The sequence below is a fragment of the Pseudomonas sp. CH235 genome (assembly GCF_004368175.1).
In the GTDB taxonomy this organism is placed as follows: Bacteria; Pseudomonadota; Gammaproteobacteria; order Pseudomonadales; family Pseudomonadaceae; genus Aquipseudomonas; species Aquipseudomonas paraglycinae.
This window is the reverse complement of sequence record NZ_RRZJ01000052.1, coordinates 1-15659: the sequence shown is the minus strand read 5'-3', so window position 1 is coordinate 15659 and position 15659 is coordinate 1. Positions and strand designations below refer to the sequence as shown.

General features: G+C 55.8%; 12 protein-coding genes, 1 tRNA gene and 1 pseudogene. All 14 read left to right on the top strand.

The window, feature by feature from the left end; translation table 11 throughout:
• Positions 1–84: pseudogene (locus EIY71_RS28050) on the top strand (elongation factor Tu); the annotation flags it as partial.
• 53 nt (positions 85–137) lie between these two features.
• Positions 138–213 (top strand) — tRNA-Trp (locus EIY71_RS28045).
• A 45-nt stretch (positions 214–258) separates the two neighbouring features.
• Positions 259–627, top strand: a complete 369-nt coding sequence (gene secE / locus EIY71_RS28040) for a preprotein translocase subunit SecE (RefSeq protein WP_007957600.1) — start codon at positions 259–261, stop codon at positions 625–627.
• Between the two features lie 9 nt (positions 628–636).
• Complete coding sequence (gene nusG / locus EIY71_RS28035) at positions 637–1170, top strand: transcription termination/antitermination protein NusG (RefSeq protein WP_007957598.1); 534 nt, start codon at positions 637–639, stop codon at positions 1168–1170.
• Positions 1171–1287: 117 nt separating this feature from the next.
• Positions 1288–1719 (top strand): 50S ribosomal protein L11, encoded by a 432-nt coding sequence (gene rplK / locus EIY71_RS28030; protein ID WP_003228756.1) that lies wholly within the window; start codon positions 1288–1290, stop codon positions 1717–1719.
• Positions 1719–2414, top strand: coding sequence for a 50S ribosomal protein L1 (gene rplA, locus EIY71_RS28025; protein WP_085747590.1), 696 nt, complete (start codon positions 1719–1721; stop codon positions 2412–2414). Before rplK ends, rplA begins: the two co-directional genes overlap by 1 nt.
• Before the next feature lie 198 nt (positions 2415–2612).
• A complete protein-coding gene (gene rplJ, locus EIY71_RS28020) occupies positions 2613–3113 on the top strand; it encodes a 50S ribosomal protein L10 (RefSeq protein ID WP_007957597.1) in 501 nt (166 codons plus the stop codon).
• Between the two features lie 79 nt (positions 3114–3192).
• Positions 3193–3558, top strand: a complete 366-nt coding sequence (gene rplL, locus EIY71_RS28015; protein ID WP_007957596.1) for a 50S ribosomal protein L7/L12 — start codon at positions 3193–3195, stop codon at positions 3556–3558.
• A gap of 220 nt (positions 3559–3778) precedes the next feature.
• A complete protein-coding gene (gene rpoB / locus EIY71_RS28010) occupies positions 3779–7852 on the top strand; it encodes a DNA-directed RNA polymerase subunit beta (RefSeq protein WP_007957595.1) in 4074 nt (1357 codons plus the stop codon).
• Between the two features lie 63 nt (positions 7853–7915).
• On the top strand, positions 7916–12115 hold the full coding sequence (gene rpoC / locus EIY71_RS28005; protein ID WP_007957594.1) for a DNA-directed RNA polymerase subunit beta': 4200 nt from the start codon (positions 7916–7918) through the stop codon (positions 12113–12115).
• 215 nt (positions 12116–12330) lie between these two features.
• Positions 12331–12702, top strand: coding sequence for a 30S ribosomal protein S12 (gene rpsL, locus EIY71_RS28000; protein WP_003186084.1), 372 nt, complete (start codon positions 12331–12333; stop codon positions 12700–12702).
• A 108-nt stretch (positions 12703–12810) separates the two neighbouring features.
• Positions 12811–13284: a 30S ribosomal protein S7 gene (gene rpsG, locus EIY71_RS27995; RefSeq protein WP_007957592.1), complete on the top strand. Its 474-nt coding sequence runs from the start codon at positions 12811–12813 to the stop codon at positions 13282–13284.
• 30 nt (positions 13285–13314) lie between these two features.
• The gene (gene fusA / locus EIY71_RS27990; protein ID WP_011336173.1) at positions 13315–15420 is read left to right on the top strand and encodes an elongation factor G; all 2106 of its coding nucleotides are present in this window, start codon (positions 13315–13317) and stop codon (positions 15418–15420) included.
• A 31-nt stretch (positions 15421–15451) separates the two neighbouring features.
• The coding region (locus tag EIY71_RS27985) for a GTP-binding protein (protein WP_232254023.1) at positions 15452–15659 on the top strand (208 nt) is incomplete at its 3' end.

Below are 15659 nucleotides of genomic sequence, written 5' to 3'. Positions count from 1 at the left end.
GCGATGGAAGACGGCCTGCGTTTCGCAATCCGTGAAGGCGGTCGTACCGTTGGTGCTGGCGTCGTAGCCAAGATCATCGAGTAAATAGTTGTAATGTCTTTTTCAGGCCGGCATAATGGCCGGCCTGATTTTGTTTTAGGTCAGTAGCTCAATTGGCAGAGCGACGGTCTCCAAAACCGTAGGTTGGGGGTTCGATTCCCTCCTGACCTGCCAGATTCACTTGGTGTGTCTGGCTTTCTTTTCACAGGATCTTCATAGATGACTCCTAAAGCTGAAGCTCAAGGCTCTCGCTTCGATTTGCTCAAGTGGCTTGTCGTAGTCGCTTTGGTAATTGTTGGCGTTGTCGGCAATCAGTATTACGCTGCTTCGCCGATCCTGTACCGTGTACTCGCATTGCTTGTTATTGCTGCTGTAGCTGCCTTTGTAGGCCTGCAGACTGCCAAGGGCAAGTCTTTCTTTGTACTGGTTAAGGAAGCTCGCACCGAGATTCGTAAAGTCGTATGGCCAACTCGCCAAGAAACCACACAGACCACGCTGATTGTTGTGGCTGTTGTTCTGGTTATGGCGTTGCTGTTGTGGGGGCTTGATTCCCTGCTCGGCTGGCTTGTTTCCTTGATTGTCGGCTAAGGGTGTCCCGTGGCTAAGCGTTGGTACGTTGTGCATGCTTACTCGGGTTACGAGAAGCATGTCATGCGTTCGTTGATCGAGCGTGTAAAGCTGGCTGGCATGGAAGATGGCTTCGGCGAAATTCTGGTTCCCACTGAAGAAGTGGTTGAAATGCGTAATGGCCAGAAACGCAAAAGCGAGCGCAAATTCTTCCCAGGTTATGTGCTGGTTCAGATGGATATGAACGAGGGTACTTGGCACTTGGTCAAGGATACTCCTCGGGTGATGGGTTTTATCGGCGGTACTGCTGATAAGCCAGCACCAATCACCGATAAAGAAGCTGAAGCGATTCTGCGTCGCGTTGCTGACGGTAGCGACAAGCCGAAGCCGAAGACGCTGTTCGAGCCAGGCGAAACCGTTCGAGTCAATGATGGTCCGTTTGCTGACTTTAACGGTGTTGTTGAAGAAGTTAACTACGAAAAGAGCCGGATCCAAGTGGCAGTGCTCATTTTCGGACGCTCTACTCCGGTAGAGTTGGAGTTCAGTCAGGTCGAAAAGGTCTAGCTGAGCAAGCATCCCAACCCCGCAGCCCTAGGCTGTGGGGTTTTGTCGTCACTGGGATAAACGCGCAAGTAACCGGGGAGCCTTTCGAGGCGTTCGAACCCGTAATTGGAGTGCCTCATGGCCAAGAAGATTACCGCTTACATCAAGCTGCAAGTGAAGGCCGCTCAGGCTAACCCAAGCCCACCTGTTGGTCCTGCTCTGGGTCAGCACGGCGTGAACATCATGGAATTCTGCAAAGCTTTCAACGCCCGTACCCAGGGTCTGGAAGCTGGTCTGCCGACTCCAGTGATCATCACTGTCTACAGCGACCGTAGCTTCACTTTCGAAACCAAATCCACCCCTGCTTCGGTTCTGCTGAAGAAGGCGGCCGGTCTGACCAGCGGTTCCGCTCGTCCGAACACCGTTAAGGTTGGCACTGTTACCCGTGCTCAGCTGGAAGAAATCGCGAAAACCAAAAACGCGGATCTGACTGCAGCTGATATGGATGCAGCCGTGCGTACTATCGCCGGTTCTGCTCGTAGCATGGGCCTTAACGTGGAGGGTGTGTAATGGCTAAGCTGACCAAGCGTCAAAAGGCTATCGCCGGCAAAATCGAAGCAGGCAAGGCCTACAACATTGTAGAAGCCGCTGCACTGCTGGCCGAGCTGTCGACTGTCAAGTTCAGCGAGTCGTTCGACGTAGCTGTAAACCTGGGCGTAGACCCGCGTAAATCCGACCAGGTCGTTCGTAGCGCTACTGTGCTGCCACACGGCACTGGCAAGACTGTTCGCGTTGCTGTGTTCACCCAGGGTCCAGCTGCTGAGGCCGCTCTGGCTGCCGGCGCTGACCGTGTAGGTATGGACGAACTGGCTGCCGAAATGAAAGGCGGCGACCTGAACTATGACGTAGTGATCGCATCCCCGGATGCCATGCGCGTTGTAGGTCAGCTGGGTCAGATCCTCGGTCCACGTGGTCTGATGCCTAACCCGAAAGTCGGCACTGTTACCCCAGACGTCGCTACCGCGGTTAAAAATGCCAAGGCTGGTCAGGTTCGTTATCGCACCGACAAAAACGGCATCATCCACACTTCCGTTGGCAAGATCGGCTTCGATGCCGTCAAGCTGAAGGAAAACGTTGAAGCCCTGATCGCTGATCTGAAGCGTATCAAGCCAGCTTCTTCGAAAGGTATCTACGTCAAGCGCGTTACCCTGAGCACCACTATGGGCCCAGGTCTGGTCATCGACCAGAGCTCGCTGGACGCGTAAGACAAAAATTGGCGCAGTTGACTGCGCCAATTGAAAGATTGGGGTCCCTGCCTGGCGGGGGCTATCCAAGACCGTAGGCGACGCAAGTCTTAAACCTCAAGCCTACGCAGATGGTGCTCCCGGTTCCTTACCGAATCAGACACCAAAACGACATTCGGTTTCGATCGAATGAAACGGTAACAAGCAGGAGTTAAACCCGTGGCAATTAATCTCGAAGACAAGAAGGCCATCGTCGCTGAAGTCAACGAGGCTGCCAAAGTCGCTCTGTCCGCTGTCGTGGTTGATGCCCGTGGCGTAACAGTAGGCGCAATGACCGGACTCCGTAAAGAGGCTCGTGAAGCTGGCGTTTACGTACGTGTTGTACGTAACACCCTGCTCAAGCGCGCTGTTGCTGACACTCCTTACAGTGTCCTCAACGACGTGTTCACCGGCCCGACCCTGATTGCATTCTCCAACGAACACCCGGGCGCTGCTGCTCGTCTGTTCAAGGAATTTGCCAAGGGTCAGGATAAGTTCGAGATCAAGGCAGCTTCGTTCGAGGGCAAGTTCCTCGCAGCGAATGAGATCGACGTGCTGGCAAGCCTGCCAACTCGCGACGAAGCTATTGCGAAACTGATGAGCGTGATTCAAGGCGCTACCAGCAAGCTGGCTCGTACTCTGGCGGCAATTCGCGATCAGAAAGAAGCAGCTGCAGCCTGAGGCTGAGCGTTTCCACTCTCGCGTATTTTTGTTTATTTCGACGGCCGTACAGGCTGTCCATCAAATCAGGAATTGAGTCATGTCTCTGACTAACGAACAAATCATCGAAGCAATCGGCCAGAAAACCGTTCTGGAAGTTGTTGAGCTGATCAAAGCAATGGAAGAAACCTTCGGCGTGACCGCTGCTGTTGCTGCTGCTGGTCCAGCTGCTGCTGCCGCTGTTGTTGAAGAGCAAACCGAGTTCAACGTTGTTCTGGTTGAAGCCGGCGAGAAGAAAGTAAACGTGATCAAGGCAGTTCGTGAACTGACCGGTCTGGGCCTGAAAGAAGCCAAAGAGAAAGTCGACGGCGCTCCTCAGGTTGTAGCTGAAGGCGTTTCGAAAGAAGCTGCTGAAGACGCTAAGAAGAAGCTGGAAGAAGCAGGCGCTAAAGTCGAGCTGAAGTAAGCATCGACTTTGCTCCTCCAGCCCGAGCGTCAAGCGACAGGCTGATGGCTGGTGGCTCTTGCCACCGGCCTTTTTCCGTTATTGGCAGCCGACTGGGTCGGTGTCGATAACGAGCTGTAACCACCCGATGCGGTGGCGCAAACCATGGGGTTTGCACGATTTTCTGGCTGCTCCCGTCGGGAGGGGCCAAACAAGCAGGTGACCAAGCTGGGGAACGCTGATGGCTTACTCATATACTGAGAAAAAACGTATCCGCAAGGACTTTAGCAAGTTGCCGGACGTCATGGATGTGCCTTACCTCCTGGCCATCCAGCTGGATTCGTATCGTGAATTCTTGCAAGCGGGAGCGACTAAAGATCAGTTCCGCGACGTGGGCCTGCATGCGGCCTTCAAATCCGTTTTCCCGATCATCAGCTACTCCGGCAATGCTGCGCTGGAGTACGTCGGTTATCGCTTGGGCGAACCGGCATTTGATGTCAAAGAATGCGTATTGCGCGGTGTAACTTTCGCCGTACCTTTGCGGGTAAAAGTGCGCCTGATCATTTTCGACAAAGAATCGTCGAACAAAGCGATCAAGGACATCAAAGAGCAAGAAGTCTACATGGGTGAAATCCCATTGATGACTGAGAACGGTACCTTCGTAATCAACGGTACCGAGCGTGTTATCGTTTCCCAGCTGCACCGTTCCCCGGGCGTGTTCTTCGACCACGACCGTGGCAAGACGCACAGCTCCGGCAAACTGCTGTACTCCGCGCGCATCATTCCTTACCGCGGTTCGTGGCTGGACTTCGAGTTCGACCCGAAAGACTGCGTATTCGTGCGTATCGACCGTCGTCGCAAACTGCCGGCCTCGGTACTGCTGCGCGCGCTCGGTTATACCACCGAGGAAGTGCTGGACGCGTTCTACACCACCAACGTATTCCACGTGAAAGGCGAAGGCCTGAGCCTGGAGCTGGTGCCTCAGCGCCTGCGTGGTGAAGTCGCAGTTCTCGACATCCAGGATGACAAAGGCAAGGTGATCGTTGAGCAGGGCCGTCGTATTACTGCCCGCCACATCAACCAGCTGGAAAAAGCCGGGATCAAAGAGCTGGACGTGCCTCTGGATTACGTTCTGGGTCGTACCACCGCCAAGGCCATCGTACACCCGGCTACCGGTGAGATCCTGGCAGAATGCAACACCGAGCTGTCGACCGAGATCCTGGCGAAAATCGCCAAGGCCGGCGTCGTACGCATCGAAACTCTGTACACCAACGACATCGACTGCGGTCCGTTCGTCTCCGACACGCTGAAGATCGACTCCACCAGCAACCAATTGGAAGCGCTGGTCGAGATCTATCGCATGATGCGTCCAGGCGAGCCGCCAACCAAAGACGCTGCCGAGACCCTGTTCAACAACCTGTTCTTCAGCCCTGAGCGCTATGACCTGTCTGCGGTCGGCCGGATGAAGTTCAACCGTCGTATCGGTCGTACCGAGATCGAAGGTTCGGGCGTGCTGTGCAAGGAAGACATCGTCGCGGTACTGAAGACTCTGGTCGACATCCGTAACGGTAAAGGCATCGTCGACGACATCGACCACCTGGGTAACCGTCGTGTTCGCTGCGTAGGCGAAATGGCCGAGAACCAGTTCCGCGTTGGCCTGGTACGTGTTGAGCGTGCGGTCAAAGAGCGTCTGTCGATGGCTGAAAGCGAAGGCCTGATGCCGCAAGACCTGATCAACGCCAAGCCAGTGGCTGCGGCGGTGAAAGAGTTCTTCGGTTCCAGCCAGCTGTCGCAGTTCATGGACCAGAACAACCCGTTGTCCGAGATCACCCACAAGCGTCGTGTCTCTGCACTCGGCCCTGGCGGTCTGACTCGTGAGCGCGCGGGCTTCGAAGTCCGTGACGTACACCCGACTCACTACGGTCGTGTCTGCCCGATTGAAACGCCGGAAGGTCCGAACATCGGTCTGATCAACTCGCTGGCTGCTTACGCTCGCACCAACCAGTACGGCTTCCTCGAGAGCCCGTACCGTGTGGTGAAAGAGGGTGTGGTCACCGACGACATCGTGTTCCTGTCCGCCATTGAAGAAGCCGATCACGTGATCGCGCAGGCTTCGGCGACCATGAACGAGCAGAAAGTCCTGATCGACGAACTGGTGGCCGTGCGTCACCTGAACGAATTCACCGTCAAGGCGCCGGAAGACGTCACCTTGATGGACGTTTCGCCGAAGCAGGTAGTTTCGGTTGCAGCGTCGCTGATTCCGTTCCTCGAGCACGACGACGCCAACCGTGCGTTGATGGGTTCGAACATGCAGCGTCAAGCTGTACCAACCCTGCGCGCTGACAAGCCGCTGGTAGGTACCGGCATGGAGCGTAACGTGGCTCGCGACTCCGGCGTTTGCGTCGTGGCTCGTCGTGGCGGCGTGATCGACTCCGTTGATGCCAGCCGTATCGTGGTTCGTGTTGCTGATGACGAAGTTGAAACCGGCGAAGCGGGTGTCGACATCTACAACCTGACCAAATACACCCGCTCGAACCAGAACACCTGCATCAACCAGCGTCCGCTGGTGAGCAAAGGTGATCGCGTTCAGCGTAGCGACATCATGGCCGACGGCCCGTCCACCGACATGGGTGAACTGGCTCTGGGTCAGAACATGCGCATCGCGTTCATGGCATGGAACGGCTTCAACTTCGAAGACTCCATCTGCCTGTCCGAGCGTGTGGTTCAGGAAGACCGCTTCACCACGATCCACATTCAGGAACTGACCTGTGTGGCTCGTGACACCAAGCTTGGCCCAGAGGAAATCACTGCGGACATCCCGAACGTGGGTGAAGCCGCTCTGAACAAGCTGGACGAAGCCGGTATCGTTTACGTAGGTGCTGAAGTTGGCGCAGGCGACATCCTGGTAGGCAAGGTCACTCCGAAAGGCGAGACCCAACTGACTCCGGAAGAAAAACTGCTGCGTGCGATCTTCGGTGAAAAAGCCAGCGACGTTAAAGACACCTCCCTGCGCGTGCCTACCGGCACCAAAGGTACTGTCATCGACGTGCAGGTCTTCACTCGTGACGGCGTTGAGCGTGATGCTCGTGCACTGTCGATCGAGAAGTCCCAGCTGGACGAGATCCGCAAGGATCTGAACGAAGAGTTCCGCATCGTTGAAGGCGCGACCTTCGAACGTCTGCGTTCCGCTCTGGTAGGCCACAAGGCTGAAGGCGGCGCGGGCCTGAAGAAAGGTCAGGACATCACCGACGAAGTACTCGACGGTCTTGAGCATGGTCAGTGGTTCAAACTGCGCATGGCTGAAGATGCTCTGAACGAGCAGCTCGAGAAGGCTCAGGCCTACATCGTTGATCGCCGCCGTCTGCTGGACGACAAGTTCGAAGACAAGAAGCGCAAACTGCAGCAGGGCGATGACCTGGCTCCAGGCGTGCTGAAGATCGTCAAGGTTTACCTGGCAATCCGTCGTCGCATCCAGCCGGGCGACAAGATGGCCGGTCGTCACGGTAACAAAGGTGTGGTCTCCGTGATCATGCCGGTTGAAGACATGCCGCACGATGCCAATGGCACCCCGGTCGACGTGGTCCTTAACCCGCTGGGCGTACCTTCGCGTATGAACGTTGGTCAGATCCTTGAAACCCACCTGGGCCTCGCGGCCAAAGGTCTGGGCGAGAAGATCAACCGGATGGTCGAAGAGCAGCGCAAAGTCGCTGAGCTGCGTACCTTCCTGGACGAGATCTACAACCAGATCGGCGGTCGTAACGAAGATCTGGACAGCTTCTCCGATCAGGAAATCCTGGATCTGGCGAAGAACCTGCGTGGCGGTGTTCCAATGGCCACTCCAGTGTTCGACGGTGCCAAGGAAAGCGAAATCAAGGCCATGCTGAAACTGGCAGACCTGCCAGAAAGCGGCCAGATGCAGCTGACCGACGGCCGTACCGGCAACAAGTTCGAGCGTCCAGTTACCGTTGGCTACATGTACATGCTGAAGCTGAACCACTTGGTAGACGACAAGATGCACGCGCGTTCTACCGGTTCGTACAGCCTGGTTACCCAGCAGCCGCTGGGTGGTAAGGCGCAGTTCGGTGGTCAGCGTTTCGGGGAGATGGAGGTCTGGGCACTGGAAGCATACGGTGCTGCTTACACTCTGCAAGAAATGCTCACAGTGAAGTCGGACGATGTGAACGGCCGGACCAAGATGTACAAAAACATCGTGGACGGCGATCACCGTATGGAGCCGGGCATGCCCGAGTCCTTCAACGTGTTGATCAAGGAAATTCGTTCCCTCGGCATCGATATCGATCTGGAAACCGAATAACACGTGACGCGATCGAGAGCGGGGCAGGATTGCCCGCTCTCTGCTCCGCCAGGAGGAAAGGCCTTGAAAGACCTACTGAATTTGCTGAAAAACCAGGGTCAAGTCGAAGAGTTCGACGCCATCCGTATCGGATTGGCCTCGCCTGAGATGATCCGCTCGTGGTCGTTCGGTGAAGTTAAAAAGCCGGAAACCATCAACTACCGTACGTTCAAACCTGAGCGTGACGGTCTGTTCTGCGCCAAGATCTTTGGCCCGGTAAAGGATTACGAGTGCCTGTGCGGTAAGTACAAGCGCTTGAAGCACCGTGGTGTGATCTGCGAGAAGTGCGGCGTTGAAGTTGCACTGGCCAAGGTTCGTCGTGAGCGCATGGCGCACATCGAACTGGCTTCGCCAGTTGCCCACATCTGGTTCCTGAAATCGCTGCCGTCCCGTATCGGCCTGCTGATGGACATGACCCTGCGTGATATCGAACGCGTTCTCTACTTCGAGAGCTATGTCGTTATCGACCCGGGCATGACCACTCTTGAAAAAGGTCAGCTGCTGAACGACGAGCAGTACTTCGAAGCGCTGGAAGAGTTCGGTGATGACTTCGACGCCCGCATGGGTGCCGAAGCTGTCCGTGAACTGCTGCACGCTATCGACCTGGAACACGAGATTGGCCGTCTGCGTGAAGAAATTCCGCAAACCAACTCCGAAACCAAGATCAAGAAGCTGTCCAAGCGTCTGAAGTTGATGGAAGCCTTCCAGGGTTCCGGCAACCTGCCAGAGTGGATGGTGCTGACCGTTCTGCCGGTTCTGCCGCCAGATCTGCGTCCACTGGTTCCGCTGGATGGCGGTCGTTTCGCGACTTCCGACCTCAACGATCTGTATCGTCGAGTGATCAACCGTAACAACCGTTTGAAGCGTCTGCTGGATCTGTCCGCTCCGGACATCATCGTGCGCAACGAAAAGCGTATGTTGCAGGAAGCTGTCGATGCACTGCTCGACAACGGTCGTCGTGGCCGCGCTATCACAGGTTCCAACAAGCGTCCTCTGAAATCCCTGGCTGACATGATCAAGGGTAAGCAAGGTCGTTTCCGTCAGAACTTGCTCGGTAAGCGTGTTGACTACTCCGGTCGTTCGGTAATTACCGTAGGCCCGACCCTGCGTCTGCATCAGTGCGGTCTGCCGAAGAAGATGGCTCTCGAGCTGTTCAAGCCGTTCATTTTCGGCAAGCTGGAAATGCGTGGTCTCGCGACCACCATCAAAGCGGCCAAGAAAATGGTCGAGCGCGAACTGCCAGAAGTTTGGGACGTTCTCGCTGAAGTGATTCGCGAACACCCGGTCCTCCTCAACCGTGCACCGACTCTTCACCGTCTGGGTATCCAGGCGTTTGAACCGGTACTGATCGAAGGTAAGGCTATCCAGCTGCACCCTCTGGTCTGCGCCGCGTACAACGCCGACTTCGATGGCGACCAAATGGCCGTACACGTACCGCTGACGCTGGAAGCCCAGCTCGAAGCGCGTGCGTTGATGATGTCGACCAACAACATTCTGTCGCCAGCCAACGGTGAGCCAATCATCGTTCCGTCGCAGGACGTTGTATTGGGTCTGTACTACATGACTCGTGAAGCGATCAACGCCAAGGGCGAAGGTCGTGTGTTTGCGGATCTGCAGGAAGTTGACCGTGTGTTCCGTGCCGGCGAAGCCGCACTGCACGCCAAGATCAAGGTTCGTATCAACGAAACCGTGAACGATCGTGACGGCAACAGCGTGAACAACACCCGTATCGTCGACACCACTGTCGGCCGTGCGCTGCTGTTCCAGGTTGTGCCAAAAGGTCTGTCGTTCGACGTCGTCAACCTGCCGATGAAGAAAAAGGCGATCTCCAAGCTGATCAACCAGTGCTACCGCGTGGTTGGTCTGAAAGAGACCGTGATCTTCGCTGACCAGTTGATGTACACCGGTTTTGCCTATTCGACCATTTCCGGCGTTTCCATCGGTGTTAACGACTTCGTTATCCCGGATGAAAAAGCCCGCATCATCGGTGCTGCCACCGACGAAGTGAAAGAAATCGAGAGCCAGTACGCCTCCGGCCTGGTAACCCAGGGCGAGAAGTACAACAAAGTGATCGACCTTTGGTCGAAAGCGAACGACGAAGTCTCCAAGGCGATGATGGCCAACCTCTCGAAAGAGAAAGTCATCGACCGTCACGGCGACGAAGTCGAGCAAGAATCGTTCAACTCGATGTACATGATGGCCGACTCGGGTGCGCGGGGTTCCGCAGCACAGATTCGTCAGCTGGCCGGTATGCGTGGTCTGATGGCCAAGCCGGACGGTTCCATCATTGAAACGCCGATTACTGCGAACTTCCGTGAAGGTCTGAGCGTACTCCAGTACTTCATCTCGACTCACGGTGCTCGTAAAGGTCTGGCGGATACCGCGTTGAAAACTGCGAACTCCGGTTACCTGACTCGTCGTCTGGTAGACGTGGCGCAGGATCTGGTTGTAACCGAGATCGATTGCGGCACTGAACACGGTCTGCTGATGACTCCGCACATTGAAGGCGGTGACGTTGTAGAGCCGTTGGGTGAGCGCGTATTGGGTCGTGTCATTGCCCGTGACGTATTCAAGCCGGGTACCGAGGACGTCATCGTTCCTGCTGGCACTCTGGTAGACGAGAAGTGGGTCGAGTTCATCGAGCTGAACAGCATCGACGAAGTGATCGTGCGTTCGCCGATCAGCTGCGAAACCCGCTATGGCATTTGCGCCAAGTGCTACGGCCGTGACCTGGCTCGTGGTCACCAGGTGAACATCGGTGAAGCGGTCGGCGTTATCGCTGCCCAGTCCATCGGTGAGCCGGGTACCCAGCTGACGATGCGTACGTTCCACATCGGTGGTGCGGCAAGCCGTACTTCCGCAGCCGACAGCGTTCAGGTGAAGAATGGCGGTACCGTCCGTCTGCACAACCTGAAACACGTTGAGCGTGTGGATGGCAACCTGGTTGCTGTGTCCCGTTCCGGTGAGCTGGCAATCGCTGACGACTTCGGTCGTGAGCGCGAGCGTTACAAGCTGCCGTATGGTGCCGTGATTTCGGTTAAAGAAGGTGACAAGGTCGACGCTGGCGCAATCGTGGCCAAGTGGGATCCGCACACTCACCCGATCGTTACCGAAATGAAAGGTACCGTGACCTACGTGGGCATGGAAGAAGGCATCACGATCAAGCGTCAGACTGACGAATTGACCGGTATGACCAACATTGAAGTACTCGATGCCAAAGACCGTCCGGCTGCCGGCAAGGACATCCGTCCTGCGGTGAAGATGGTTGATGACAACGGCAAGGATCTGTTGCTGCCAGGCACTGACGTTATCGCTCAGTACTTCCTGCCAGCCAACGCCCTGGTCGGTGTTGCGGACGGTGCGAAGATTGCGATCGGTGATGTTATCGCTCGTATCCCGCAAGAAACTTCGAAAACCCGTGACATCACCGGTGGTCTGCCGCGTGTTGCCGACCTGTTCGAAGCCCGTCGTCCGAAAGAAGCGTCGATTCTGGCTGAAGTCAGCGGCACCATCGCGTTCGGTAAAGAGACCAAAGGCAAGCGCCGTCTGGTTATTACCCCGAACGACGGTAGCGATCCGTACGAAGAGCTGATTCCGAAGTGGCGTCACCTGAACGTGTTCGAAGGCGAACAGGTAAACCGCGGCGAAGTTATCTCCGACGGTCCGAGCGATCCGCACGACATCCTGCGTCTGCTGGGTGTGAGCGCGCTGGCCAAGTACATCGTCAACGAGATCCAGGACGTTTACCGTCTGCAAGGCGTGAAGATCAACGACAAGCACATCGAGACCATCCTGCGTCAGATGCTGCGTAAAGTTGAGATCTCCGAGTCCGGCGACTCCAGCTTCATCAAGGGCGACCAGATGGAACTGACTCACGTTCTGGTAGAGAACGAGCGTCTGAACGCGGAAGACAAATTTGTCTCCAAGTTCACCCGCGTTCTGCTGGGTATCACCAAGGCGTCGTTGTCGACCGAATCGTTCATCTCGGCGGCTTCCTTCCAGGAAACCACCCGCGTACTGACCGAAGCGGCCGTAACCGGCAAGCGCGATTACCTGCGCGGCCTGAAAGAAAACGTGGTCGTGGGTCGTCTGATCCCGGCCGGTACCGGTCTGGCTTATCACAGCGAGCGCAAGCGTCGTCGTGATGCAGACAAGCCGTTGCGCGTAAGCGCCAGTGAAGTGGAAGCTGCACTGACCGAAGCGCTGAACTCGAGCGGTAACTGAGTTCTGCGAAAAATGAGCTGAGGCCCTGATCAAGCCGTTCATCGAATCGAGACAATTTGTCGAGGTTCGACGAGCGGGGAGGTCGGGGCCTTGCCTTGACTGGGGACAAGATCCTCTTTAGACTCTTGATCCCCTAAATTTGGCGGGAATTCGTTCCTGCCATTTTGCTTTTCTTGCAAGACAATAGCGTCGCAAGACAACAGTGGAGCTAGTAGATGGCAACTATCAACCAGCTGGTACGTCAGCCGCGTAAGCGTATCGTCGAGAAATCCGACGTGCCTGCGCTGCAGAACTGCCCGCAACGTCGTGGCGTGTGCACCCGTGTGTACACCACTACGCCGAAAAAACCTAACTCGGCACTGCGTAAAGTATGCCGTGTGCGTCTGACCAACGGTTTCGAGGTTTCCTCGTACATCGGTGGTGAAGGCCACAACCTGCAAGAGCACAGCGTGGTACTGATCCGCGGCGGTCGTGTAAAAGACTTGCCTGGTGTTCGTTACCACACCGTTCGCGGCTCCTTGGATACTTCCGGCGTTAAAGGCCGTAACCAGGGTCGTTCGAAGTACGGTACCAAGCGTCCGAAGTAATCGGCCGTTTTGCAGATTTTCATTTTATTGAGTCGATAAGAGTAAGGTCGGGCGCGCATCCACTGGATCTGTCCCGAGCTAACCTGAAGACCGTTTGAGGGCTTATCAATGCCAAGACGTCGCGTAGCAGCAAAGCGTGAGATTCTGGACGATCCGAAATACGGAAGCCAAATCCTCGCCAAATTCATGAACCACGTTATGGAAAGCGGCAAGAAAGCCGTTGCCGAGCGTATCGTTTATGGTGCCCTGGAAACCGTTGCGGCTCGCAAGACCGGCACCGATCCCCTGGAACTCTTCGAAAAAGCACTCGACGCCATCGCTCCGCTGGTCGAAGTGAAGTCGCGCCGCGTTGGTGGTGCTACTTACCAGGTTCCGGTCGAGGTTCGTCCGTCCCGTCGTAACGCTCTGGCAATGCGCTGGTTGGTAGACTTCGCCCGCAAGCGCGGCGAGAAGTCTATGGCTCTGCGCTTGGCTGGCGAGCTGCTGGATGCTGCTGAAGGTAAAGGTGCTGCTGTTAAGAAGCGTGAAGACGTGCACCGTATGGCCGAAGCTAACAAAGCTTTCTCGCACTACCGCTTCTAATTTTAGCTTCACTAATTTTGCGAGGGCTTTATGGCTCGTACTACTCCGATTAGTCGCTACCGTAACATCGGTATCGTCGCACACGTGGATGCTGGTAAAACCACCACCACCGAGCGCGTCCTTTTTTACACTGGCAAAAGTCACAAAATGGGCGAGGTGCATGACGGCGCCGCGACCACAGACTGGATGGTTCAGGAGCAGGAGCGTGGTATTACCATTACTTCTGCTGCCATTACCGCCTTCTGGAAAGGTTCCGAGAAGCAGTACCCACACGAGCATCGCTTCAACGTAATCGATACTCCGGGCCACGTAGACTTCACCATTGAAGTAGAGCGTTCCCTGCGCGTACTCGACGGCGCGGTCGTTGTGTTCTGCGGTACTTCGGGTGTTGAGCCTCAGTCGGAAACCGTATGGCGTCAGGCCAACAAATACGGCGTTCCACGTCTTGTTTATGTAAACAAGATGGACCGTGCTGGTGCCAACTTCCTGCGCGTGATCGGTCAGATCAAACAGCGTCTGGGTCACACTCCGGTGCCGATCCAGCTGGCTATCGGTTCGGAAGATAACTTCCAGGGCCAGATCGACCTGATCAACATGCAAGCTGTCTACTGGAACGACTCTGACAAGGGTATGGTTCCGGTTCGCAAGGAAATCCCTGCGGACATGCTTGAACTGGCTGAAGAATGGCGCAACAACATGGTTGAGGCCGCCGCCGAAGCCAGCGAAGAGCTGATGAACAAGTATCTGGAAGGTGAAGAGCTGTCGATCGCCGAGATCAAGGCTGCTCTGCGTCAGCGTACTATCGCCGGCGAAATCGTTCTGGCTGTTTGCGGTTCTTCGTTCAAGAACAAGGGCGTTCCCCTGGTTCTCGACGCCGTTATCGACTTCCTGCCTGCTCCGACCGACATTCCTGCTATCAAGGGTTCCAACCCTGATAACGAGGAAGAAGAGATGGAGCGTCATGCAAGCGACGACGAGCCGTTCGCGGCCCTGGCGTTCAAGATCGCTACCGACCCATTCGTGGGTACCTTGACCTTCGTCCGCGTTTACTCGGGCGTGTTGAACTCCGGCGACGGCGTGATCAACTCGGTTAAAGGCAAGAAAGAGCGCGTGGGTCGTATGGTGCAAATGCACGCAAACGCCCGTGAAGAGATCAAGGAAGTACGCGCTGGCGACATCGCGGCCCTGATCGGCATGAAGGACGTCACCACTGGTGAAACCCTCTGCAATGCTGACAAGCCAATCATCCTGGTTCGCATGGACTTCCCGGAGCCGGTTATTTCGGTTGCCGTAGAGCCTAAGACCAAGGATGACCAGGAAAAAATGGGTATCGCTCTGGGCAAGCTTGCTCAGGAAGACCCGTCTTTCCGCGTCAAAACTGATGAAGAGACTGGTCAAACGATCATCTCCGGCATGGGCGAGCTGCACTTGGACATCCTGGTTGACCGGATGCGCCGTGAGTTCAACGTCGAAGCCAACATCGGCAAGCCACAGGTTTCGTACCGTGAGCGCATCACGAAGAACTGCGAAATCGAAGGCAAGTTCGTTCGTCAGTCCGGCGGTCGTGGCCAGTTCGGTCATTGCTGGATTCGCTTTGCTCCTGCTGACGAAGGTCAGGAAGGTCTGCAATTCCTGAACGAAGTAGTGGGTGGTGTGGTTCCTAAGGAATACATCCCGGCTATCCAGAAGGGTATCGAAGAGCAGATGAAGAACGGCGTTGTTGCCGGCTATCCGCTGATCGGCCTGAAGGCTACCGTGTTCGATGGTTCTTACCACGACGTCGACTCCAACGAGATGGCGTTTAAAGTGGCTGCTTCCATGGCGACCAAGCAACTGGCCCAGAAGGGCGGTGGTGAGTTGCTTGAGCCGATCATGGCGGTAGAGGTTGTTACGCCTGAAGACTATATGGGTGATGTGATGGGCGACCTTAACCGTCGTCGCGGCATGATCCAAGGTATGGAAGACACAGTGTCCGGCAAGGTTATCCGTGCCGAAGTTCCACTGGGTGAGATGTTCGGTTATGCGACCGACGTTCGTTCCATGTCTCAGGGTCGCGCAAGCTACTCTATGGAATTCAAAAAATACGATACGGCTCCGTCGCACATCGTCGAATCCGTTACCAAAAAACAAGGCTGATTCAGCCCCTTTAGGCTAGGAGTTAATTGTCGTGGCTAAAGAAAAATTTGATCGTTCCCTACCGCACGTAAACGTTGGCACCATCGGCCACGTTGACCACGGTAAAACCACTCTGACCGCTGCTCTGACTCGCGTCTGCTCCGAAGTTTTCGGTTCGGCCGTAGTTGAATTCGACAAGATCGACAGCGCTCCAGAAGAAAAAGCTCGCGGTATCACCATCAACACCGCGCACGTTGAGT